The sequence below is a fragment of the Peribacillus sp. AS_2 genome, assembly GCF_026891895.1.
Lineage (GTDB): Bacteria > Bacillota > Bacilli > Bacillales > DSM-1321 > Peribacillus > Peribacillus frigoritolerans.
Genome location: NZ_JAPTGA010000001.1, coordinates 66519 through 91285 on the forward strand (window position 1 = coordinate 66519; position 24767 = coordinate 91285).

Sequence of the window (24767 nt, forward strand, 5' to 3'; positions counted from 1 at the left end):
AATCAATGAAAAAAATAGTATCGATCATCATGGTTCTTTCTTTAATGGTCTTGGCTGCCTGTTCAATGGATTCTGGTCTAACAGATGATAAAAAAGAAAAGAAAGACTCGATGAAAGACGTGAAAGTCGGGGTCAGCATCTCTACTTTAAACAACCCATTCTTCGTTTCCTTAAAAGATGGCATTGAAAAAAAGGCAAAAGAAAAGGGCATGAAAGTCACAGTTGTTGACGCCCAGGATGATACCGCAAAACAAATCAGCGGAATTGAAGATTTAATCCTTCAAAAGGTTGATGTCCTTCTTGTGAATCCAACTGATTCTGCGGCAATATCTTCAGCCGTTAAAGATGCAAATGATGCGGGCATTCCCGTTATCACGATTGATCGCTCTTCAGACGAAGGCGACATTGAAACGTTCATCGCTTCCGATAATGTGGCTGGCGGGGAAATGGCTGCAGAATATCTAGTTAAAGAGCTTGGCGAAAAAGCGAAAGTAGTGGAACTTGAAGGGGTATCCGGAGCATCTGCAACTCGTGAACGCGGGAAAGGTTTCCACAATATTGCGGACAAGCAGTTAGAAGTCCTGACAAGTCAAACTGCGGAATTCGACCGGACAAAAGGGCTTAACGTAATGGAAAATATCCTGCAAGGCAATAAAGACATCCAAGCGGTATTCGCCCATAATGATGAAATGGCACTAGGAGCAATTGAAGCAATCAAGGCGGCAGGCAAAGACATCATCGTCGTTGGCTTTGACGGAAATGATGATGCATTGAAAGCAGTTGAAAGCGGTGAACTAAAAGCTACAATCGCCCAACAACCGGCACTTATCGGTGAAGAAGCGGTTAATGCGGCTGAAAAGATCTTAAAAGGCGACAAAGTGGATGACACAATATCCGTTCCATTGAAATTGGTCACCAAAGAGTGATTGTCTCCCAAACAAAAAGAGTGCCGGAAATCTTCCGGCACTCTTTTTGTAGTGAGAAAGAAATGTTTTGATCTCATTGATGTGATCTTAGTGTGGATATTCAGCTCGAAATGATATCAATAAGAGGAGATAGAAAAGTAGTTCATTTTTTTAGGCGGCCCCGTGTCGGAACCGCCCATTACATCCATTGATTGCTAGAGTACACCTTGAGTCAGCATCGCATCCGCCACTTTAAGGAATCCGGCAATATTGGCCCCGACAACTAAATTGCCAGGCGCACCATATGCTTCGGCAGCCTCTATGCTGTTTTTATAGATATTTTTCATGATCTCATGCAGCTTGGCATCGACTTCTTCGAAAGTCCAAGGCATCCTGGCACTGTTTTGGGCCATTTCGAGTGCAGACACGGCTACGCCGCCTGCATTGGCTGCTTTTGCTGGTCCAAAAAGGATGCCGTTATTAAGGAATACATCAATGGCCTCAAGGGTTGAAGGCATATTAGCGCCCTCACCGACTGCCTTCACATTATTTTTGACCAGTAATTTTGCTGCTTCTTCATCGATTTCATTTTGTGTGGCACAAGGCAGTGCGATGTCGCATGGTACAGACCAGATGCCGTAGCTTCCTTCATGGTATACAGCCTCCGGGTGCGCATCGACATACTCGCTTAAACGTTTTCGTTCCACTTCTTTTAGACGTCTGACTGTATCAAGATTCAGGCCATTTTCATCATATATGTAGCCATTGGAGTCGCTGCATGCAACAACTTTAGCGCCTAGCTGTGTAGCTTTTTCAATGGCATAAATGGATACATTGCCAGACCCTGAGATAACGACAGTGCTGCCATGGAATTGTAACCCTTTGTCTTTTAGCATTTCTTCGACAAAGTAAACCGTTCCATATCCAGTCGCCTCTGTACGGGCCAAGCTTCCGCCGTAACTTATGCCTTTACCGGTTAAAACACCGGCATGGTAGCTGCCTTGCATCTTTTTATACTGGCCGAACAAGTAACCGATCTCCCTTGCACCGACTCCGATATCACCAGCCGGTACGTCTGTATCAGGGCCGATATAACGAGATAGTTCCGACATGAAGCTTTGGCAAAAACGCATGATTTCCGCATCCGATTTTCCTTTTGGATTGAAGTCCGATCCGCCTTTACCCCCACCGATCGGCTGGCCAGTAAGCGAGTTTTTAAAGATTTGCTCGAAACCAAGAAACTTTATGATGCTGGAATTGACAGTGGGGTGGAAACGGAGACCGCCTTTGAATGGTCCGATTGCACTGTTGAATTGCACACGAAAACCACGGTTGACTTGAACATTTCCCAGGTCATCAACCCAAGAGACACGGAAGGTGATCATTCTTTCGGGTTCTACAAGCCTCTCCAATATCCCGCTTTTCATATATTCTGGATGTTTTGCAAAAACCGGGACCAATGAAAGGAATATCTCCTTTACGGCTTGATGAAATTCACTTTCGTGAGGATTACGTTCCTTTACCTGCGCGTATACTTGACTTACGAACTCTCTGGCAACCTGCAATTCCTCATGTTCGACTTCCTGTGAAGTGGTCATTGTTTTCTCTCCTTTAGTTAAAGTCATAAAATATTAAATAGGGTAAGTCTATCGGTTTTTATATGATACTTTCATGATATAATTTAAGAATGAAACGAACAATCTGAATATTAGATAAATAACATGCTGTTTTGATATGAAAGAGGGAGCTTAGATTGGAATTAAGGCAAATTGAATATTTCATTGAAGTGGCAAAACGTGAACATATGACGGAAGCAGCAGTGGATTTGCATGTTGCCCAGTCTGCTGTCAGTCGCCAAATATACAATTTAGAAGAAGAGCTGGGTGTGCCCTTGTTTATCAGGGAAGGCCGAAAGATTAGATTGACGCCTATAGGCCATACATTTTTATCTCATATGGAACAAGCTATGGATATAATCAATCGTGCCAAGCGTGAGATGGCCGAAAGTCTGGATCCGGAAAAAGGGACAATCCGCATTGGCTTTCCCAGCAGTTTGGCTTCTTATGTATTGCCAAGGGTCATTTCCGACTTCAGGGAAAGTTACCCCCAGGCGAAATTCACATTGAAACAAGGTTCCTATCGCTACCTGATAGATTCTGTGATTAAAGGAAACATTAACATGGCCTTGATTGGCCCCCTGCCGGTGAATGAAAAGAAAATCAAAGGGGAAACGCTGTTTATTGAGAACTTAGTTGCCCTTCTGCCAGAAAGCCATCCTTTGGCCCTGAAGAAATCACTATCCTTGAATGAGCTTCAAGGAAATCCGTTCATCTTATCTCCAAAGGGTTATGTTTTAAGGGATCTCGTTATGAAAGCTTGCAAATTGCATGGCTTTGAACCGGAAGTGGCATTTGAAGGGAAAGATACTGATGCCATAAAAGGCCTGGTGGCGGCAGGTCTGGGTATAACTTTGATACCTGAGATTTCCTTAGTCGATAGCTTGCCGCGTTTTACGGTTAGATTGCCGCTGGAGGAACCTTCCGTTACCAGGGCTGTAGGAGTCATCGTTCCGATTGATAGGGAACTGATGCCAACGGAGAAATTATTTTACCAATATTTGAAGGACACTTTTGCCAAATTGGAAGGATTTCAAAAATAGGATGTTATTTTTTAGAAAAGGCATAAATACAGCTAATGAGAGAATCCTTAATCGGGTTCTTTTTTTTGTCGCAAATGCTCCAAAATATTTCCATGTAGGCATCCTTAAAAGGAGGTAACTTATTTTGAAATAATGAATTATTGATTTATATTGAACAGTAATGTGTTAAATCTCTATTTTTGAAAGCGCTTTTATTTTTTTAGAATAAAAATACCTCTTACATTATCAGAAAATTCATGTTATTATACGAACAGACATTAACAGACATTCAGGCAGCGGTACGATATACTTATTAGGCTTTTTAAAAGAAGACCTTTATTTTTTTTTTGATTTTCCTAAATTGAATATTCTGATAATTAATAAGGAGTGGAGATATAGTGAGCAGGAAAGAATACATCAGCGATCGAATGTACAAGGCATCAACGGGGATAGCCAACGCTGTTTTGGTTACATTAGGGATCGGGTTATTGTTTGAATCCATAGGGGGATATTTAGGTTGGGAGGTCTTTCTGGCAATAGGCGGGGCCGCGAAGGTCTTGCTGGCACCAGCTTTAGGAGCAGGAATCGCCTATCAGCTAGGAGGGAATTCATTAATTATCTTTAGCGCCATGGCTTCAAGTGCTGTTGGAGGTGCTGCCATTCACAAAACGGCTGAGGGTGCCTTCACGATTGTTACGGGCCAGCCGCTAAGTGCTGTCTTGGCAGCGGTGATTGCAACATATATAGGTAAGCGCATAATCGGCAAAACGAAGTTGGACATCATGGCCATCCCAATGGGTGCCGTTCTTGTCGGTGGAGTTTCGGGATACGGCCTGGCTCTTGTCACCACTCCGCTCCTAACATGGATAAGCAGTCAAACTACCGCAGCGGTCGAGGGTTCCCCATTAATCGGTTCCATGGTCATAGCCTTGGTATGGAGCATTTTATTGATGACACCGGCGTCTTCCGCCGCATTGGCGATCGCCCTGCAATTGGATCCCGTTTCCAGTGCTGCAGCCCTAATCGGATGTACGGTTCAGTTTGTCGGGTTCACTGTCATGTCTTATAAAGATAATGATATGGGCGGGTTCCTGGCACAGATGGTCGTTACGCCAAAAGTTCAATTTCCTAACCTGATCAAAAAACCATTATATGTAGTTCCGCCTTTTGTGGCGGCAATCATCTGTGCGCCTATCGCTACCTTGGCATTCGATTTTCAAGTGCCATATGAGCTTGGAGGCATGGGGTTAAGTTCAATGATTGCCCCTATTGCCATCATAACCGGTCAGGGGCTATACACGTTCTTGGTTTATGTGGCAGTGGGGATGGTATTGCCAGCTGTGATCACGCTTGCCTTACATCGCGTATTGAAGATGATGGGTAAAGTTAAGCCAGGCGATCTTCATTTGGAAGTTTCATAATCAAAGTTTTCTTGGAAACCAGCCAGGTTAAGGAACCGGGCTGGTTTTTATTTATAAGGGGATTAGGGTAAAATGGGGAGGAAAGCATTTGCAAAGATAGGATGATATAGATGGGAAAAGAAATCGATATAAAAGTGAAAGCTAAGTTCGTGAGTAAAATCAGCAAGGGTTTTCCCTTGATTGTTAAAGAGTCGATAGCCAATCTTAATGACCTTCAGGAAGAGGGGTCCTTGGTGCGCTTGGTGGATGAGAACAACCGCTTTCTGGCAAAAGGATATTATGGCATACAGAATAAGGGCTATGGCTGGATATTGACCCGAAGAGAGAATGAAAAGATCGATCAATCCTTCTTTAACGGAAAAATCCAGGCTGCATATGAATTCCGAAAGTCTTTTTTTGAAGATGGGGAGACTACAGCTTTCCGCTTGTTTAATGGGGAAGGTGATGGAATTGGCGGTTTAATCATTGATCATTATGATGGCCATTATGTCATTAGCTGGTATAGCAAAGGAATATATTCCTTTAAGGACTACATCATTAAGGCATTGCAGGAAACGGTCGAGGTCAAATCGATTTATCAGAAGAAACGCTTTGATACAAAGGGACAGTACGTGGATGAAGACGATTTTGTCATGGGCGAACAGCCGGAATTTCCGCTTCTTGTAAAGGAAAATGGAGTCCATTTTGCTGTTTATCTGAATGATGGGGCAATGGTAGGTGTCTTCCTTGATCAACGCGATGTCAGAAGGAAAATCCGCGATGAATACGCAAAAGGGAAAACGGTTTTGAATATGTTCTCCTATACGGGGGCATTCTCCGTGTTTGCCGCTTTAGGCGGTGCTGTTAAAACAACGAGTGTCGACCTGGCGAATCGAAGTTTACCAAAGACGATCGAGCAGTTCAGTGTGAATGGCATAGATCCTGAAGATCACAATATCGTGGTGATGGATGTTTTCAAGTATTTTAAATATGCGGTGAAGAAAGCCTTGAAATTTGAAATGGTCATCCTTGATCCGCCTAGCTTTGCCAAATCGAAGAAGTTTACTTTCAGTGCCGGAAAAGACTATACGAATCTACTGAAGGATACCATTTCCATTACGGAAGACAACGGGGTCATTATCGCCTCAACTAATTGCAGTACGTTCGACATGAAAAAATTCAAGAACTTCATTGATGTTGCTTTCAAGGAAATGAATGGAAATTATGAAATCATGGAACAATTCTCATTGCCGGCTGATTTTAAAACAATTCCTGAGTATAAGGAAGGGAATTATTTAAAAGTAGTCTTCATTAAGAAAATTAAAGGATAAGAAAAGGCGTCCACAGTTCAAGCAGAACTGTGAATGCCTTTTTTATAATGTAAATGTTTCATGTGGAACGACTGGACATTAGATTCACTGGATAGGCCGTTCACTATTCAAACCTTTCGATACATGTAAGGAAGGTTTCACGATATCACTTCCACTCTGGAATATGCTAAAAAACATCGGAAATAGCAGCAGCAAAGAAGAGGAAAATAAAAAGCGGTGGCAGTTTATTCCAAAAACTACCACCGCTTTTTATGGACAAATAAGAAATTCACATATTTTTAATCGCAGGCGAGGTTTGTGATCCCTTCTTGTTAGCTGTCATTAGGGAGAACGACTCCTTTTTTATTCGTCGCTCAAGGAGTAGAAACATACTTAAGATGCTCATACTTTTACAAGACAGAAGAAAACCCAGTTTTTAAAGTACCATTTGAATTTTCAAAATGAAAAATAGTATCAGTTATTTTAATACAAAATAAAATATACCATCAGCTTTACCATCTTTTAATTTAACAGGTACACGAGCATAACCAGTTTGACTAGTTTTTCTACAACCTACACCTTGATTACCACAAAGTTGAAAGTATCCATCTTTTTTTATTTTATAGGGTTTAAAAGCTACATAACCTTTTTCACCTTTTTTTAGATTATAAGTGAACGAACTTGTTGTTGCTTTAGCTTTTGAATAAGTAATACCTAATGCGGATTTTATAAGGCCCTTATCTGAATTTGAATTTGCTGTGTAGGACACAGAAACAGTTGTTGTATAAGATACACCATAACCAATAGAGCAACCTTTTGAAACAGTACAACCAATATCTTGTGTTACTTTAATAGGATCTCCTACGTATCTTGTTGATTTGGTGGGTTTGAATTTTTTAGTTTCTCTATAATCCATAATCGTACTATCATTTAGTGTTTTTTGATTCATTGATTGTACTTTAGTTGAATTGGTATTTAAATTTTTCACTTCAGTTACTTCTTCAGTTAATTCTTCATTTTCTTCCTCAGTTAATTCTTGTAATCCAGTATCAGTTATTTTGTAAGCATTAACGTAAGCTCCAAATTCGGGTGAATAAAAAGTGTTCTCATCACCAATTCCATCTGATTCTGCAGCATTCACATTAAAATAAAATGATGAAAAAGTAAAAAAGATAACAGATAACGATAAAATAATTCTAATATATTTCATAAACATTCCCCTTTTATTCTCTAATATTATAATAATAACTTTTTTTAGGGGATATTTATATTATTATTTTACTTTCTTGTAAAATAATTGAAAAAACTAAGCGCTAAAAATATAATACCTATACCAAAAGAGAATATAGCATAATAACTAAAGTTATAATCCTGTATCATATTTATACCTATATTTTCCGCTAATTCTAAGTTAGCAGTAACTATTTTTGATATGAAAAGAATAATAATACCAACTAAAAAAGAAACGCCAGAAAATATAAGAAAACCTTTTTCCATGTATTACACATCCTTACTTAAATATACTAATTAAACCATACACGAAGATTAATAATAATTAAAGATGTTTTAGAAGAATAAAATTTTTCGTTTCTAACAAACTAGAGATGCACAGAAAGCATCCCACCCAATACTTTTATATTAATGACAGAAAGACTACTCCATTCACAATGATTTTTCATAAGGGATGATTACCGATTACTGACATGTTAGGGCAACAGAAGGATGGGAATGATGTAGGATTCGTTGTAACATGGCGATATCTTTCGTAGCATTATAAAACCAATTGCCAAACGTTTTTCGCAAGGTATGGTTGCCTACATGTTCCACGCCAGCGAACTATGTAGCCTTTTCCCTCCTTCAATCTTTAATTCTATGCAAGGGGAAGGAACCCCTTGTCAAAAGTCGTGAAAATGAAAAAACTGGCCCCTGTTTTAACCAGGAGCCAGTCAGTCATAAGAATCATACGGCTGAGTTTTCTTTAACGAAAGCTTGTTTTAACCAGTTTTTCCCCTCAACAAGCCTTGTGACAAGCATGGCACAAACCGTGTTTCCTGTTGAGTTAAGCAGTGTAGCGGGAGCATCGATGATCGTGGATATAACGGCAATGATAGGCAGGACTTCCACAGGGAAGCCGAATACGCTAAGAATCAACATTTCCCCAATCATGCCGCCCCCAGGAATGGCACCCATAACAGCTCCAACCAAAAAGGCAACAGCAAGTATACTTAAAATGCTTGAAATGCTTGTCATATCCTTTCCAAATAAGCTGAATAGGAAAACGATTTTCAATACACCGCCGAATACCGAACCATCTTTATGAGTGTTGGCTCCGAGTGGGATGACAGTCTCCGCTATATCCTTAGGCACGCCCATTTTCTTGACTGATTCCAGGTTGACTGGAATGGACGCGGCACTTGAACAAGTTGCGATGGCTGTAATGGATGGTGTCAGTGCATTTTTCCAAAATAGTTTAACTCCATCTTTCCCGCCGGCGATAAAGGCATACAAAGTGAAGAAGCCGAAATAATAAATCAACGCCAAGACTAGATAAAGAATGAAAGTGCGAGCATATCCTTCTAAAATCTGCGGCCCAAGCTGCCCGATAATCGCCGCAAAATAAGCACCAAGTCCAATTGGCGCATAGTACATGACGATTTTGACGACCTTCATCATGACAGCTGTACCTGCTGTCAAAAACTCAGTAATCGGTCTTGCTTTCTCACCAGCCAGTGCAGTGGAAAGTCCGATTAATACTGAGAAAACGATAAGCTGAAGCATATTGCTTCTGGAGAACAGTTCTGGAAAGTCGGAAACGGTTACAGTGCTGACCAGTTGACTGAAGAAGGAAACTTCTTCGATGGTCTCTTCAGGGGAACTGTTTTCCATCAGTTCTTTAATGGCTGTCGTATCAGTGCCCTCCAACGGATTGACGATGGTTGTCCCAATAAATCCAATGACGGCAGCTAAAGCGGCTGTTGTCAGGAAAACGAGAACGATACTTCCCATGATTTTTCCGAGACGCTTCATTCCGCTCATATTGGCAATCGCTGAAGCAATGCTGAAAAATACCAATGGCACGATGATCGTGAACATCAGATTTAAGAATAAGTCCCCTAGCGGCTGTATGATCGAGGTTTTCTCCCCGAAAACCACGCCCGCTATCCCACCGATAATGATGGCAGTGAGCAGTATTAAAGAGGATCGATAGTTTTTGATAAAGCTCTTCATTTAAATTCCGTCCTTTCAGGATGAAGATATCAATAAAAATATACTTCATTATCAACTCTAAAATCGGGTTTGACAATATATTTTTATAGGAAGGAATGTTAAAAGAATAAAGGCAATAAATAATAATGGGGGATGGATGGTGAAAATATCGAGAAGGAGGGATAGAATGGCATTTGTAGAGGTGGAAGAAGGCGTTCGGTTATTTTATGAAGAAAAGGGCCAGGGGAGACCGATTATCTTTATCCATGGTGTGTGGATGAGCAGCCAGTTCTTTAAAAGGCAGCTGCCGTACTTTTCAGGAAAATATAGAACGATATTGCTTGATTTAAGAAGTCATGGCCAGTCAAATCATGTACATTACGGAAATACGGTCTCCATTTATGCAAAAGATCTTCATGCGTTCATAGGTGAGCTGGGATTAAAGGATGTCATACTTGTAGGCTGGTCGATGGGGGCATTTGTCGTTTGGGATTATCTTAAGCAATTCGGTGAGGAAAATGTTCATTCAACTGTAATCGTGGATGAATTGGCCTCTGATTTTAAGTGGCCCGATTTTCATATCGGTGCATTTGATATGGAAACGTTGATTGCCTTCATGACAGAAATTCAAACGAATCGTACCCCATTTTTGAATAAATTCCTTGCTTCCATGTTCAACAATGAATTATCTGCAGAGGATGCAGGCTGGATGCTTGGGGAAGTGACCAAAATGCCGGAATCCATTGCTGGCAGCATTCTATTTGACCAATCGATTGTGGACTATCGTGACTTCTTGCCATCAATCAATGTACCTACACTTCTCTGTTTTGGAAGGCATGAAAAAGTCATTCCTGTAGCAGCTGGGGAACATTTGCATAAGAACATTCCGAATTCCAAACTAGTAATCTTTGAAGATAGTTGCCATTGTCCGTTCATGGAAGAAAGCGATTTGTTTAATGAAACCGTGAATTGCTTCATTCAAAAGGGAGTATAGTCGTACAGGATAGGAAAAGGGGGATGCAGTGACCGTGTCTGCACTCCTTTTAATTATGGATATAATTGAATTTTCTTCTAACTAAATGGTTTCGGCATGGAATAAGGGGAATACTGGTATTAGGGGATAGTAGTGAAGGTTAATGGAATTGATAAATTAAATAGGTAATATTTATATATCCTTTTCATAGGAATTGGGCTATTATGAGGTGGATTTAAATTGGTGTGATCATTTATCTGTTATTGAGCGAAACTCATGCAGGAAGTAATGGAGAGGATAAAATGGATGATCGTTTACCATACAATGAAATTATAGATGTATGTTTACTTGCGGGGAAAATCATGCTTCAGAACGGAGCGGAAACATCAAGGGTGGAAGATACGATGGTTAGAATCGCTGCAGCATTTGGGTGCGGTGAATCACACAGTTTTTCAACCCCTACTGGAATTATTTTTTCGCTGGATGGCATGCACCCAGCTTCAAAATTGATCCGGGTTTCCCAACGATCTACAGATTTACATAAGGTGACGCTGGTTAACAGTATATCCCGAAGCATTTCCAGCAAGGAAATGACACCGGAGGAAGCATATATACGGTTAAAACAAATCGAAAAGGCCGGGATGGGGTATCCCATGTGGGTGCAGGTCTTTGCTGCATTTATAGCGAGCGGCTGCTTTTTAATCATGTTCCAAGGACAGTGGAGTGATTTCATCTGGTCCTGCATAGCTGGAGGAATGGGATTCTCATGCCTGCTTTATTTGCACAGGTTACTGGAAGTCCGTTTTTTTGCTGAATTCATCGCCTCTTTAGTCGTAGGATTAGTAGCTATGTTCTTTGTCCAGATTGGAGTAGGGAGTAATTTGGACACGATAATCATCGGAGCGGTGATGCCGCTTGTGCCAGGACTATTAATAACGAATGCAGCCAGGGATTTAATTGCAGGGCATTTGGTTTCGGGTCTATCCAAGGGTGCGGATGCTGGTTTGACTGCTTTAGCCATTGGGGCAGGAATATCGGCCGCGTTTGTTTTCTTATGATTTTAGGGGAGGAAGAATGATGATTGCACAGCTTATTACAAGTTTCATTGCCTCAGCCGCCTTTGGAGTCATCTTCAATGTACCAAAGAATTCATTGTTTCAATGTGGTTTCGTAGGGATGTTGGGGTGGATCTTATACTATGCTCTGGTTGAAAATGAGATAAACAGCATCATTGCAACATTAGCGTCTGCATTTATCGTTGCGGTCATCAGCCAGTATTTTGCTAAAAGGTATAAAACGCCGATCACGATTTTCAATGTATCGGGAATCATCCCCCTCGTCCCTGGAGGTTTGTCGTATGATGCGATGAAGCATTTTGTCGGAAATGATTTTTATGTCGCCGTTCAGCTGGCAGCCAAGGTTTTCATGCTGGCTGGTGCCATTGCGATGGGACTGATCTTTGCAGAAGTCATGAACCAGTTAGTAACTAAGTACAATAGAAGGAAGGTAAGATTGAGAAGTTAACAGGAATCTTCCTGATGAGTATGTTCTGAATAAAGAGAAAGGAGAGCAGGCCGAAGCCTGCTCTCCTTTCTCTTTTTGATATTTTAAAATGAATCTAGTTTATATAGGATCTTTCATCCCAGTGTTGGCAGTAACCAAAATTTCGTCGAATTTTTTGGCATCAGCTTTCTTGCTTGACAGAAGTGTTCCGGCGATGGCTGCGATAAAACCAATCGGGATGGAGATGATGCCCGGGTTGGCAAGCGGGAATAATGGTTCCCCAACGAATATTGCCGCTCCCTCCACCGGAGACCAGACATTGGGACTTAGGAATACAAGCAATAAAGAACTGACCAGTCCAACTAACATGCCTGTTACAGCCCCAGTCGTGTTAAAACGTTTCCAGAATACCGTGAAGACAATGATGGGCAGATTGGCACTGGCAGCGACGGCAAAGGCGAGTGAAACAAGGAAGGCGACATTCATGTTTTGGGCAAATAAGGCCAGGATGATGGAAAGGATGGATACTCCGATGGATGCCCAACGAGCAGCAACGACTTGTTCTTTGTCGGTGGCTTGACCTTTCCGGATGATGTGGCCATAGAAGTCATGGGCAAAAGCAGATGCTGCCGATAGAACGAGACCTGCCACAACCGCTAAAATGGTAGCGAAAGCAACTGCAGAGACAAAGGCAAACAGGAAGTCTCCCCCAATGGCTTCCGCAAGCAGCGGAGCAGCCATATTGCCGGCCGCATTCGCGGCTATTATCTTGTCATAACCAACAAAGGCTGCCGCTCCAAAGCCGAGGAAAATGGTCATTATATAAAAGATGCCAATGATCCAAGTGGCATATACCACGGACTTTCGGGCTGTGATGGCGTCTTTCACCGTAAAGAAACGGATGAGAATGTGAGGTAGTCCAGCCGTACCGAGTACAAGCGCTAAATTAAGGGATAGTGTATCCAAAGGATCCTTGAATTTATTACCGGGGTTAAGGAAATCCCCGCCCAAAGGGGTGGCTGTTTTCATCTGCCTGAACATCTCGATCACGCTAAAGTCGAATTTCGCCAACACGATGATGGAGATGATGAATGTACCTGCCATCAATAAAACGGCTTTAACGATTTGGACCCAACTGGTGGCCGTCATACCGCCGAATACGACGTATACGGTCATTAAAATACCTACAATGATGACGGAGTAAAGATAATCAATTCCAAGTAAGAGTTTTATAAGGGCACCTGCACCGACTAATTGGGCGATCATATAAAAGGTTGAAATCGAAATGGTGTTAAGGGCAGCAACCCCGCGTACTTTCTTTTCATTGAAACGGGCAGCGATCATGTCCGCCAATGTGTACTTGCCAAGGTTACGAAGCGGTTCGGCCACGATATAAAGAACGACCAGGTACGCAACCAGAAAACCTATGCTATAGAAAAAACCATCAAATCCAGAGAGTGCGACCATGCCGGCTATTCCCAAAAATGAGGCGGCGGACATATAATCTCCCGCAATGGCCCAGCCATTCTGCCAGCCAGTGAGGCTGCTGTCCGCCGTATAAAAGTCCGCGGTCGTTTTGGTGCGCCGTGAAGCAAAATAGGTAATGACCAATGTTAGTCCGACAATGATAAGAAATAATATAAAAGCAAGAATATTCATTGTGAATTCACCTTTTATCCTTTCGCTTCTTTAACGATTTTTTCTACTAATTGGTCAAATGTCGCCGCTTTTCTGGAATAGAGGATGCATAAAGTCCAGGTCATGATAAATTGGGCGAAGGCAAAAATCCAGGCCCAGCTGATTGCCCCGAAGGCAATTGAGTTAAGAACTTTAGAATAGGAAGTTAGTATGGGTAGGGTGAAATAAAAGACCATGAAAAAGATGGATAGCGGGACGATGAAGTTGCGTTTTTTCCTTAAGAGTTCTTGAAAAGATTGTGATTGGACGATCTTGGTATAGTCCGTGGAAGCGCTTACCTCGGTTTCCTTAGCGATTGAATCGTTTGATGCCAAGTTGGTTCCCCCTTCATCATTATTGATTTGGTTTTCATTACCATTTTCCGATAACAGTATCAGTATATATTTTTCAGAATATATTGTAAAATCAAATGCTGGAATTAAAGTTTTTTTCGTTCGACATAGTTTTTTCTTTTTACGCACAAGCAAAACCATTAAGGAAAAGTTAAGCTTCTTTCACGATACTGGTTTCAACGAAGGAAACCTGAAAGGAGAAAAGTGATGAAAAAGTTGATAACGATAGGTACGGTTTTAGTGCTGGCGATTGGGGGAAGCGTTTGGTTTTTCATGAAGGACAATGCTGAGCCTGTCATTGCGAAATCGGTGACGGCTACAGTTGAAAAGGGAGATCTTGAAGTTCAAATAAGCGGTTCCGGATCGGTCGCCGCAATCAATAGTGAGGACATTACATCTTCCGTAACGGGTGAAGTGGACGAAGTCCTGGTAGGGAAGAATGAATTGGTTGAGAAAGGTGATGAACTTATTACCTTCACGGATGGAAGTGACCCGATAACGGCCCCATTCGATGGTACCGTTACAACAATGGATGTTGAAGAAGGGGATCGTGTATCAAGCAGTGAAGTGTTGGCACATGTCACGGATTATAAAAAATTGAAAACCACGATCAGTGTTGATGAGTTGGATGTTCCAAGTGTTAAAAAAGGACAAACGGTTGAAATTAAAGCCAGTGCTTTTGAAGATGAAATGTTTACGGGTGAAGTAACCAGTGTAGCAAAGGAAGGTACATATGAGAATGGAGTTTCTTCATTCGATGTCACTATCAAAATTGACAAACCAGGCGATATAAAAATTGGGATGTCGACTGAGGTGAGCATTTTGACGAATAGTGTAAAAGATGCTGTATATGTTCCGATTGAAGCAGTCCAAATCGACGGGGAAGAGAAATATGTGAATATACAACAATCGGATACAACTGAAGGAGCTGCCAGTACAAAGAAAGTGGTTGAGACTGGAATCAGCAACGATAGATATATTGAAATAACTTCGGGGCTTGAAGAGGGACAGTCTGTTTCCTTGCCTATCACCATCAATGAAAGCTCCACTGGCAGCGGCGGCGAAGGAATGAGGGGAGGCCAAGGAGGCGAGATAAGAATGCAGAGCGGCAGCGGAATGCCAAGCGGAGGGATGCCAAACGGTGGCGGAATGCCGAGTGGAAAGGGAGGTCAGTAAAATGGCGAAACCCATCATCAAAATTAAGAACATGTCTAAATCATATGAATTAGGCGGTGAAACGGTCAAGGCACTTCAGGATGTCTGTCTTACAATCGATAAAGGCGATTTCATTTCGATCATCGGTCCTTCAGGGTCAGGGAAATCGACTTTCATGAATATGATTGGCTGCCTTGATAAGCCTGACATAGGTGAATATCTTCTTGATGGTAAAGAAGTGGAAAAGATGAAGGATATTGAGTTAGCTGCCATTCGTAATATTAAAATAGGGTTCATCTTTCAAAATTTCAACCTGTTGGCAAAACTGACAGCATTGGAGAATGTCGAACTTCCCCTGGTTTATAGAGGGGCAAGCGTGAAGGAAAGAAGAGAAGTGGCCAATGCGTGCCTTGATATGGTGGGCCTTGGTGACCGGAAGAATCATCAGCCGACCCAACTGTCGGGCGGACAGCAGCAAAGAGTTGCGATTGCAAGGGCACTTGCCGGTAATCCTCCCGTTTTATTGGCGGATGAGCCGACGGGGGCGCTTGATAGTAAAACGAGTAAAGAAGTGCTGCAGATGCTGAAAGAATTGAACGGAAAGGGACAAACAATCATTCTTATAACCCATGACTTGGAAGTGGCTAAAGAAGCGACTCGTGTCGTCCGGATACAGGATGGTCAGCTATTTGAAAACGGAGGTGATTGGATTGAATCTGAGCGAATCAATGAAGATGGCTATACGCAGTATCAAAACCAATAAAGTCAGAGCATTTTTAACCATGCTTGGGATCATAATTGGAGTTGCCTCCGTAATCGTTCTGGTTTCGATTGGGCAGGGTTCTTCACAGTCCGTTCAGGATGAAATCAATAGTCTGGGAACGAACCTGATAACGGTAAGTGTCACGGATACCGACTCCGTGGAGCTGACCGATGATACAATTGAACAGTTTAAAGAGCTGAGCGGGATATCGGAAGTGGCGCCTGTGGTCACTGGACGCGTTTATGCCAAGAACGGAGAAGCTACGGCGCAGGTTTCAATGACCGGTGCAACTTCTTCTTACTTATCAGTCAGGGATCTAGAGCTCAGTCAAGGCCGGTTTTTGACGGATATGGAAACGGAATTACGCTCCAAGGTCGTTGTCCTGGGGTCGGATACAGCCACCACGCTTTTTGAAAATCAAAAAGCCGTGGACCAGAACGTGCTTATCGGCGGTGTTTCCTATCGCGTGATCGGTGTCCTGAAATCGGTAGGCACCTCAATGGGATCGAGCGGGGATGATGTCATCATTGCACCTATCACCACTGCCGAAAGGGCTACAGGCAGCACGACAATCGGAACCGTCTATTTAAAAGCGGAGAACGAGAATATCATGGATAGGGCGATGTACCAGGTACAAGGTGCGATGACTACATCATTCCCAGAACAGAGTGATAACTACTCGGTGTCCAATCAAGAAGATCTGATGGATACAATGAGCTCTGTATCGGACACATTCACACTCATGCTTGGCGGCATTGCCAGTATTTCGTTACTGGTAGGCGGAATCGGGATCATGAATATTATGTTGGTTTCTGTCTCGGAGAGGACAAAGGAAATCGGGATTAGGAAAGCAATTGGAGCAAATCGGAAGTCGATTCTTCTTCAGTTCTTAATTGAAGCGATGGTCCTGAGCTGCTTCGGGGGACTGTTGGGAGTTGGAATTGGCTTGGGAATCGCAAAATTGATTTCAACTTTTTCAAGTTTAACGATTAGTTATTCATGGACGGTGACATTGTTTGCCTTTTTATTCTCCATTTTAATCGGGATAATGTTTGGTGTATTTCCTGCCAATAAGGCATCCAAATTAAATCCAATCCAGGCACTGCGTCACGAATGAACATACCATTTTGAAAGGAAGCAGGCATTAAAAGCCCGCTTTCTTTTGCATATGAAAAAGGATAAAATCAACATATATCACAATTGAGGCGGTTGGGAGGTACCCTGCATGAAGGTTTTGGTGGTAGAAGATAATGTTTCATTATTAGAGTCGATCCGACAGATTTTGACGGATGAATATGAAGTCGATACAGCGGATAATGGGGAAGATGGGCTATTCATGGCCCAACAAAGTATTTACGATATCATCATTTTGGATGTAATGCTTCCGGGAATCGATGGATTTGAAATCGTACGAAAAATCAGGGAAGCAAAAATAGATACAAGTGTCTTGTTTTTGACGGCAAAAGATGCACTTGAGGATCGTGTCAGGGGATTGGAAATGGGTGGCGATGATTATTTAGTCAAGCCGTTTCAGGCACCTGAACTTAAGGCCAGGATTCGTGCCCTGCTTCGAAGGAGTGGCATTATTTCGCTAGAACAGCATGTGAAATACCGTAATATTGAACTGTTGGAAAAAGAAAAGGATATTTTGGTTGATGGAAAGGTCATTAAAATGACCTTGAAACAGTTTGAATTACTGGAATACCTGATTCAAAATAATGGGAAAATATTGACCCGTGAGCAGATTTTCGACCGCATTTGGGGGTTTGATTCAGATACGACGATTGCCATTGTGGAAGTGTTCATCCATCACCTTAGAAAAAAATTGGAACCTTTCAATTATCATAAAGATATTCAAACCGTTCGGGGTATTGGTTATATGCTAAAACAACCATAAGGGGATCATTATGTTCCAAAAAACAAGGCTTCAACTAACAATATTGAATTCTATTGTCTTTATTGTCTTAATAGCCATATTAAGCAGAACGATTTATTTCTATACAGAAGACCAGATCTATAAGGATGTCAATGATTCACTTATAAAGGATTACCGGGATTTCAATAATGGCGGTATGCCAAGCGGACGTCCGCAAGGTGAGTTTCTATTAGGACCGGGGCCAAGCGTCATCGTTTGGGGGCCGGATGATACGATCATTGAGCCAAGACTGAGTGTAGATAATTTTTTTAAGGTCAATGAACAAAAATTTTTCCCTAAAACTTTTGATGACATTGAAGAAATTTCAGTGAATGGATACACGTATCGGGCCCTTTCCACCCAGGTCGATACGGGGTATGGACAGATGGCCGTACAATTCATCAGGAATGTGGATACAGAAAAGGAAATGCTCGATCGCTTGCTGCTCATATTGTTCGTTGGTGGAGGAATTGGAAGTCTAGTGGCGGTGGGCGCTGGTTATCTTCTGGCAGGACGGGCCTTGATCCCGGTCAAGAAATCCTGGGATCAGCAGCAGCAGTTTGTCTCGGATGCTTCGCATGAAATTCGAACGCCGCTTGCTGTCATTCAATCGCGGGCTGATTTGCTATTTCAATCACCTAACGCGACAATCGAGGAAAAAGCCGTTGATATATCCATCATTTCGAAAGAAGTCCGCCGATTGAATAAGCTTGTTAACGGACTTTTGACCTTGACCAGAACGGATTCGAATCAAATGGAGGTTAAGAAATCGAACTTTTTCCTTGATGATCTACTTATGGATATCGTGGAACAGTATACGGATATAGCTTCTTTTCAAGAGAAATCAATCATTAGCCATGCTCCCGAACAGGTAGTGTTTCATGGGGATAAAGAGAGAATTCATCAGCTATTGGTGATCTTGGTGGATAATGCCATGAAATTCACCGAGGAAGGCGGGGAAATTTCCCTATCCTGCATCAAGAATGCTTCATCCATCATTCTTACTGTAGAAGATAATGGAATAGGCATTCCACAGGAAGAACTCCCCTTGATTTTTAACCGTTTTTACCAAGTGGAGCAATCCCGTTCGGAAAACGAAGGCTCTGGCTTAGGTCTATCCATAGCCAAATGGATTGTAAACACACATCAAGGGAACATCAAGGTTACAAGTGAGCAGAATGAACGGACCCGTTTTGAAATCACTTTTCCGAGAAATCAAAGGAAAAATTAGCTGCCATCCAATACGAAAAAGACCCTTACTTTCTTCCTTGCTGCTTAAGGAAAAATTAAGGGTTTTTTTAGATAATCATCTTATAAATACATTTATTTTCGGAGGAGAATCATTGATGAAAAGACTTGGCAGGTTACACTTTTTGGTTGGAATATTGGTTTCAGCCCTCTTAATGGCCCAAGCAGTCATCGGGATCATGATGTATGTGGATGGCAGCGGCAATGAGCCCATGAATCGACAGGCGGTGATGGGGCAGCCTGCCGACCGCAACACAACCGAATCGGATACGGAGGAATCGGCTAGTAGCAGTACGGAGACAGATGATTCATCGACGGAAACGGCAACCAATGATACGCAGGGCACTCCACAAGGGGGGCCTAATGGTTCCGGGACTCCAGGAGAAATGCCAAGCGGCGGCGGTTTCCAAGGCAGAGACTCTTTTGCTGGGAAATTCATCGACTTTTATCAAGGGGCATGTGGCTTGGCCGCTTCCATCATCATCTTTGTAATTGGAGTCACTGGATTAGCGACAACGGTGATTACAAGAAAAACAGCTGCCTGAATAGTCGATATTATTTATGCAAGAGAAGGTTCCTTTCGAAGTGGAGCCTTCTTTTTTAATTCACGAAACCCATTATTGTCACTAATTGTTATTTTAAAAAGGGAAATAATAATTGCACTAAAAAAAATATTAGTTTAATATAGACTTCTGGAGAGGTACGTACATGTATTTTGGATGAAAGAGAAAACGTTTGCATAAATTATTTGAGGGTATCCTACTATTAATGCACGAACATTAAATTCACCCTTAGTGGAGGCAGAATATATGAAATTTCTGATTGCAATTTTAGGACTGCTTATTGTTTTTGGACTAGCTATCTTAGTCAGCAGTGACCGGAAGAAAGTTAAAATAAAACCGATCATCCTCATGTTGGTCATTCAGCTTGTTTTAACTTATTTATTATTAAACACGAAGTTTGGCTTAGTGATCATCAATTCAATTGCCGATGGCTTCGGAAAACTTTTGGAATGGGCAAATGAAGGGATCACCTTTGTATTTGGCGGGATCGTAAATGAAGGAGCATCGCCCTTCTTTTTAAATGTCCTTCTTCCTATCGTATTCATCTCCGCATTAATCGGGATTTTACAGCACTTCAAGATCCTTCCGTTCATCATGAAGTGGATTGGATTCGTTCTAAGTAAGGTGAATGGAATGGGTAAATTGGAATCTTACAATGCGGTTGCATCAGCAATAGTAGGCCAATCCGAGGTTTTCATAACCTTGAAAAAACAACTCGGTGCCATTCCGCCATCTCGCATGTATACGCTTTGTGCATCAGCCATGTCAACTGTATCGATGTCAATTGTCGGTGCTTATATGACGATGATTGAACCAAAGTACGTTGTGACGGCCATTGTTATTAACATGTTTGGTGGATTTATCATCGCATCCATTATCAATCCTTATACCGTAACGGATGAAGAGGATATTCTCCCTGTTGAAGAAGGGGCAGAGAAGCAGTCTTTCTTCGAAATGCTTGGGGAATATATCATGGATGGGTTCAAGGTTGCCATCACTGTAGCGGCGATGTTAATTGGTTTCGTTGCTTTAATCGCCGGGATCAACAGCATATTCGACATGATTTTTGGCATCAGCTTCCAAGACATCATGGGGTATATCTTTGCACCGTTTGCCTTTATCATGGGTATACCGATTTCAGAAACCGTGACTGCTGGCGGAATCATGGCGACGAAACTGGTAACCAATGAATTTGTTGCCATGCTGAGCTTAGGGGAAGCATCAGCTGCCTTGAGCGAAAGGACGATAGGGATCGTTTCGGTTTTCTTGGTTTCATTCGCCAATTTCTCATCAATTGGTATCATTGCCGGTGCAGTCAAAGGACTTCATGAAAAACAGGGAAATGTTGTAGCCCGTTTCGGCTTGAAGCTGTTATATGGCGCGACTCTTGTCAGCATCCTATCAGCGATCATTGTAAGTGTAATACTTTAAATAACGGATTTAACACAAAAGGGCACTTGGGTTTACTCCTAAGTGCCTCTTTTATATTTGTTACGCAAGGTAGAGTTTTTGAATTTGAAGGTGCTTGGCTTGCTGATATATAATACATAAAATGACAGGAGTGAAAGGGGAGTTTTAGGATGACGATGGATGGAAAAGAAACAGCTATCTTTGCAGGAGGCTGCTTTTGGTGCATGGTTGCTCCCTTTGATGAAATGGACGGTATCATTTCAGTGACATCAGGTTATACAGGCGGTGATTTTGCCGCTCCAAGTTATAAACAAGTGATTACCGGTGCGACTGATCATGTTGAAGCGGTTCAAGTGGTATTCGATCCATCAATCATTTCCTATAAAACGTTATTAGAGATATTCTGGCAGCAAATCGATCCAACAGATGATAATGGACAGTTCTCGGATAGGGGAAAGCAATACAAGGCAGCCATTTTCTATCTTAATGAACGTCAGAAACGGGAGGCAGAACAATCGAGGGAAGATTTAATGATGAGCGGGCGGTTTAAGAAACCTATTGTTACGGGTATTCTACCCTCGGGGGAATTTTACGCCGCTGAGGAATATCATCAAGAATTCTATCGGAAAAACCAATTTCGCTATGCATTGTACCGTAAAGGCTCAGGACGGGATGCTTTCATTAAAGAAAATTGGCCAAAGGATAATGCACACCTTAGAAAGACCTTAACGGAGAGTCAGTTTCATGTCACCCAGGAAAATGGCACAGAGCCGCCTTTCGATAATGCTTATTGGGATCACTTTGAAGAAGGCATTTATGTGGATGTCGTTTCTGGGGAGCCCCTATTCAGTTCGCGGGATAAATATGATAGCGGTTGTGGGTGGCCAAGCTTCACGAAGCCCATCATGTCGGCAAGTGTTAATGAAAAAATGGATCTCAGCCACCGAATGACCCGGACCGAGGTGCGCAGCCGGGATGCCGATTCACACCTTGGACATGTTTTTCCCGATGGTCCAAGTCCTAAAGGCACGAGATATTGCATAAACTCTGCGGCACTTCGATTCATCCCCAGAAATGAAATGGAGAAAGCGGGATATGGAGATTTAATAATACTATTCAAAATGAAATAACTAGGGAGACAGGGGAACACAAATGGATAAAATAGATGAAAATTTATATCGATATATCCTTGATAACTCGTCTAAGATTACGGAAAACTGGCTGGCTTTAAGGGAAAAGCAGTCTGGGTCGATCTATTCAATAGATTCTAATGAGGAAATCGAAAAGCTGCTTAGGGAACAGAATACATGGACCATCAAGACAGTGACGAGTGCTTTACTTGAAGATGAAACTGCTTTTATTGAAACGATGGAGCAGTGGGCCACACTTGTCGCGAAGAGTAGGGTTGAATCGGTTACCCCCATTCACGAAGTGTTGGAAGCGCTTAATAAGGTACGTGAAATATATTGGGCATTCATCACTGATTATATGCTCATGGATACGAAGATAACGAAAGAAAAAATCATCCGGTGGAGCCGGCTTATTAATCGTGCCTTCGATCAATTGAACCGTGAGTTCACCGAGCAGTATTACCTTTTGACAAAAGTACGTTTGTCAGCCCAACAGGAGCTGATTAATGAACTGGGCGCACCTGTCATTCCCATTGTTGATGCCATTGCGGTATTGCCGTTAATCGGTGAAATCGATACTTATCGGGCAAAGGAAATTTTGAATGGGACTCCAAGCAAATGCATTAGCAAAAATATCACCCACTTATTCATCGATTTATCGGGAGTCTCCCTTTTGGATACGATGGTTGCCCAACAAATCTATCAATTGATAAGTACCCTGAACCTGTTAGGCATTCAATCGACCATTTCCGGTATTCGACCTGAAGTGGCCCAGACATCGATTCAATTAGGCCTTGATTTTAGTCAGGTTTCGACACATAGTACTCTTAAACAAGCCCTTTCCAAGCAAGGGATCAAGCTATACGAGAAAAAATGATAAATGAAAAGAACCAGATCCGCTAGGAATCTGGTTCTTTTTCGTGATTCTATAACTTGAATGAACTTTTCAATCCGACGATTTGGTTGAAGACCAAGTGATCGGCCGCAGTGAGTTTTGAATCAACATTATAATAGCCATGCCTGAAGAATTGGAATTTATCCTGAGGCTTAGCATCTTTCATGTTAGGCTCGACAAATCCTTGTAAAATTTCGATAGAATCAGGGTTTACCCGGTCCAGGAATGATTTTTCTTCCTCTTCATCATTTTCCTTATCCAAGATTAAAGGCTGAAAGTTGCGGAATTCTGCTGAAACCGCTTGTGAAGCTTCGACCCAGTGCAATGTACCTTTCACTTTACGGCCAGTGAAGCCCGATCCGCTTTTCGTTTCAATATCGTATGTGCAGCGAAGTTCAATGACGTTACCGGCTTCGTCCTTAATCACTTCTTCACATTTAATGAAATAAGCATGCTTCAAACGGACTTCATTGCCCGGGAAAAGTCGGAAATACTTTTTCGGCGGGTTTTCCATGAAATCGTCCTGTTCGATATATATTTCACGTGAAAACGGGATTTGGCGTGTACCCATTTCCGGTACTTCCGGATTGATCTCAGCATCCAGCCACTCTATCTCGCCTTCCGGATAGTTGGTGATGACCACTTTAAGCGGGTTCAGGATGGCCATAGTCCGTGGAGCCTTCAGCTTTAAGTCTTCCCGCACGAAATGATCAAGCATTTGAGAATCTACGATACCGCTTGTTTTGGCGACACCTATCTCTTGGCAGAATGCACGAATCGCTTCGGGTGTATACCCGCGTCTCCGCAAGCCTGAAACAGTAGGCATCCGCGGATCGTCCCAACCGTCCACGAAGCCCTCATCGACAAGCTGCTTCAGTTTTCGCTTGCTCATTACTGTGTTGGTCAGGTTAAGACGGCCAAATTCATATTGCTTTGGTTTGCTTTCCATTTCACAATTCTCAACGATCCAGTCATAAAGAGGGCGTTGATCTTCGAACTCAAGCGTACAAATGGAGTGTGTGACTCCCTCGATGGCATCTTCAATCGGGTGGGCAAAGGCATACATCGGGTAGATGCACCATTTGTTGCCGGTATTATGGTGTTCAGTATGGGAGATACGGTATATGACGGGATCACGCAAATTAATGTTAGGTGAGCTCATATCGATTTTTGCACGCAATACTTTTGCGCCGTTTTCGAATTCGCCGCTGCGCATCTTTTCAAATAGTTCAAGGTTTTCCTCGACGGTTCTATTGCGGTAGGGGCTGTCTTTTCCCGGCTCTGTCAGCGTTCCGCGATATTCACGGATTTGGTCGGCATTAAGGTCGTCCACATATGCCAGTCCTTTATTGATGAGCAGCACAGCTCTTTTATACATTTCATCAAAATAGTCGGAAGCGAAGAAAAGGTTATCCCAGTCGTAACCGAGCCATTTTACATCTTCCTTAATGGAGTTTACAAACTCAATATCCTCTTTCAATGGATTCGTATCATCGAAACGAAGGTTGGTTTTCCCATTGAAATCATCAGCCACCCCAAAATTCAAAATGATTGATTTGGCATGCCCGATATGTAAATATCCGTTCGGCTCAGGAGGGAAGCGGGTGATGACATGATCATGTTTTCCGGACTCTAGGTCATCTTTTATAATATTTTTAATAAAATTCGAAGAGTTATTTTCCAACTGAATTCGACCTCTTTCATTTATATACTTCTTTTAAT

At 42.2% G+C, this 24767-nt stretch carries 23 protein-coding genes; 16 read left to right on the forward strand and 7 right to left on the reverse strand.

The window, feature by feature from the left end:
* Nucleotides 1-5 precede the first annotated feature (5 nt).
* Nucleotides 6-926, forward strand: a complete 921-nt coding sequence (gene rbsB / locus OTG27_RS00305) for a ribose ABC transporter substrate-binding protein RbsB (RefSeq protein WP_063574592.1) — start codon at nt 6-8, stop codon at nt 924-926.
* A gap of 194 nt (nt 927-1120) precedes the next feature.
* Here rbsB and gdhA read toward each other — a convergent pair whose 3' ends face one another.
* Nucleotides 1121-2503, reverse strand: coding sequence for an NADP-specific glutamate dehydrogenase (gene gdhA / locus OTG27_RS00310; protein ID WP_268935924.1), 1383 nt, complete (start codon nt 2501-2503; stop codon nt 1121-1123).
* A 155-nt stretch (nt 2504-2658) separates the two neighbouring features.
* Here gdhA and gltC point away from each other — a divergent pair, with 155 nt between their 5' ends.
* From gltC to OTG27_RS00325, 3 genes are all read left to right on the forward strand, one after another.
* The gene (gene gltC / locus OTG27_RS00315; protein WP_268935925.1) at nt 2659-3564 is read left to right on the forward strand and encodes a glutamate biosynthesis transcriptional regulator GltC; all 906 of its coding nucleotides are present in this window, start codon (nt 2659-2661) and stop codon (nt 3562-3564) included.
* Nucleotides 3565-3971: 407 nt separating this feature from the next.
* Entirely contained in the window at nt 3972-4964 is a 993-nt protein-coding gene (locus OTG27_RS00320; protein ID WP_048685684.1) for a PTS sugar transporter subunit IIC, read from the forward strand.
* 110 nt (nt 4965-5074) lie between these two features.
* Nucleotides 5075-6274, forward strand: coding sequence for a class I SAM-dependent rRNA methyltransferase (locus tag OTG27_RS00325; protein ID WP_268935926.1), 1200 nt, complete (start codon nt 5075-5077; stop codon nt 6272-6274).
* A 457-nt stretch (nt 6275-6731) separates the two neighbouring features.
* Here the strand turns inward: OTG27_RS00325 and OTG27_RS00330 are convergent, their stop codons facing one another.
* From OTG27_RS00330 to OTG27_RS00340, 3 genes are all read right to left on the reverse strand, one after another.
* Nucleotides 6732-7463: a DUF6060 domain-containing protein gene (locus OTG27_RS00330; RefSeq protein WP_268935927.1), complete on the reverse strand. Its 732-nt coding sequence runs from the start codon at nt 7461-7463 to the stop codon at nt 6732-6734.
* A 68-nt stretch (nt 7464-7531) separates the two neighbouring features.
* A complete protein-coding gene (locus tag OTG27_RS00335) occupies nt 7532-7750 on the reverse strand; it encodes a hypothetical protein (protein ID WP_230137644.1) in 219 nt (72 codons plus the stop codon).
* A gap of 462 nt (nt 7751-8212) precedes the next feature.
* A complete protein-coding gene (locus OTG27_RS00340; protein WP_268935928.1) occupies nt 8213-9481 on the reverse strand; it encodes a dicarboxylate/amino acid:cation symporter in 1269 nt (422 codons plus the stop codon).
* Between the two features lie 166 nt (nt 9482-9647).
* On the opposite strand from OTG27_RS00340, the gene OTG27_RS00345 reads away from it, so the two are divergent.
* The 3 genes from OTG27_RS00345 (at nt 9648) to OTG27_RS00355 (ending at nt 11957) form a co-directional block, all read left to right on the forward strand.
* Nucleotides 9648-10454: an alpha/beta fold hydrolase gene (locus OTG27_RS00345; RefSeq protein WP_268935929.1), complete on the forward strand. Its 807-nt coding sequence runs from the start codon at nt 9648-9650 to the stop codon at nt 10452-10454.
* Between the two features lie 281 nt (nt 10455-10735).
* Nucleotides 10736-11491 carry a threonine/serine exporter family protein gene (locus tag OTG27_RS00350; protein WP_268935930.1) on the forward strand — a complete coding sequence of 252 codons (756 nt, stop codon included), beginning with the start codon at nt 10736-10738 and terminating at the stop codon, nt 11489-11491.
* Nucleotides 11492-11507: 16 nt separating this feature from the next.
* Nucleotides 11508-11957, forward strand: coding sequence for a threonine/serine exporter family protein (locus OTG27_RS00355; RefSeq protein WP_170946900.1), 450 nt, complete (start codon nt 11508-11510; stop codon nt 11955-11957).
* Nucleotides 11958-12056: 99 nt separating this feature from the next.
* Here OTG27_RS00355 and OTG27_RS00360 read toward each other — a convergent pair whose 3' ends face one another.
* Together OTG27_RS00360 and OTG27_RS00365 are read right to left on the reverse strand one after the other, a co-directional pair.
* Nucleotides 12057-13595, reverse strand: a complete 1539-nt coding sequence (locus OTG27_RS00360; RefSeq protein WP_034316065.1) for a solute symporter family protein — start codon at nt 13593-13595, stop codon at nt 12057-12059.
* A 14-nt stretch (nt 13596-13609) separates the two neighbouring features.
* Complete coding sequence (locus OTG27_RS00365) at nt 13610-13948, reverse strand: DUF485 domain-containing protein (RefSeq protein ID WP_063589618.1); 339 nt, start codon at nt 13946-13948, stop codon at nt 13610-13612.
* Nucleotides 13949-14173: 225 nt separating this feature from the next.
* Here OTG27_RS00365 and OTG27_RS00370 point away from each other — a divergent pair, with 225 nt between their 5' ends.
* The 9 genes from OTG27_RS00370 to OTG27_RS00410 all read left to right on the forward strand — a co-directional run bounded on the left by OTG27_RS00370 (nt 14174) and on the right by OTG27_RS00410 (nt 23027).
* Nucleotides 14174-15142 carry an efflux RND transporter periplasmic adaptor subunit gene (locus tag OTG27_RS00370; protein ID WP_268935931.1) on the forward strand — a complete coding sequence of 323 codons (969 nt, stop codon included), beginning with the start codon at nt 14174-14176 and terminating at the stop codon, nt 15140-15142.
* Nucleotide 15143: 1 nt separating this feature from the next.
* Nucleotides 15144-15884, forward strand: a complete 741-nt coding sequence (locus OTG27_RS00375; protein WP_307729970.1) for an ABC transporter ATP-binding protein — start codon at nt 15144-15146, stop codon at nt 15882-15884.
* Nucleotides 15823-17001, forward strand: a complete 1179-nt coding sequence (locus tag OTG27_RS00380) for an ABC transporter permease (RefSeq protein ID WP_308789431.1) — start codon at nt 15823-15825, stop codon at nt 16999-17001. Before OTG27_RS00375 ends, OTG27_RS00380 begins: the two co-directional genes overlap by 62 nt.
* Nucleotides 17002-17109: 108 nt before the next feature.
* Complete coding sequence (locus OTG27_RS00385; RefSeq protein WP_034316054.1) at nt 17110-17781, forward strand: response regulator transcription factor; 672 nt, start codon at nt 17110-17112, stop codon at nt 17779-17781.
* Nucleotides 17782-17791: 10 nt separating this feature from the next.
* On the forward strand, nt 17792-19030 hold the full coding sequence (locus OTG27_RS00390) for a sensor histidine kinase (protein WP_268935932.1): 1239 nt from the start codon (nt 17792-17794) through the stop codon (nt 19028-19030).
* Between the two features lie 112 nt (nt 19031-19142).
* On the forward strand, nt 19143-19592 hold the full coding sequence (locus OTG27_RS00395; protein ID WP_268935933.1) for a hypothetical protein: 450 nt from the start codon (nt 19143-19145) through the stop codon (nt 19590-19592).
* Nucleotides 19593-19856: 264 nt separating this feature from the next.
* Nucleotides 19857-21041, forward strand: coding sequence for a NupC/NupG family nucleoside CNT transporter (locus tag OTG27_RS00400; RefSeq protein ID WP_063574601.1), 1185 nt, complete (start codon nt 19857-19859; stop codon nt 21039-21041).
* Between the two features lie 149 nt (nt 21042-21190).
* Nucleotides 21191-22150, forward strand: coding sequence for a peptide-methionine (R)-S-oxide reductase MsrB (gene msrB, locus OTG27_RS00405; protein ID WP_098864445.1), 960 nt, complete (start codon nt 21191-21193; stop codon nt 22148-22150).
* A gap of 22 nt (nt 22151-22172) precedes the next feature.
* Nucleotides 22173-23027, forward strand: coding sequence for an STAS domain-containing protein (locus OTG27_RS00410; RefSeq protein ID WP_268935934.1), 855 nt, complete (start codon nt 22173-22175; stop codon nt 23025-23027).
* A gap of 49 nt (nt 23028-23076) precedes the next feature.
* Here the strand turns inward: OTG27_RS00410 and OTG27_RS00415 are convergent, their stop codons facing one another.
* Entirely contained in the window at nt 23077-24729 is a 1653-nt protein-coding gene (locus OTG27_RS00415; protein WP_053536958.1) for a glutamine--tRNA ligase/YqeY domain fusion protein, read from the reverse strand.
* Nucleotides 24730-24767: the final 38 nt, after the last annotated feature.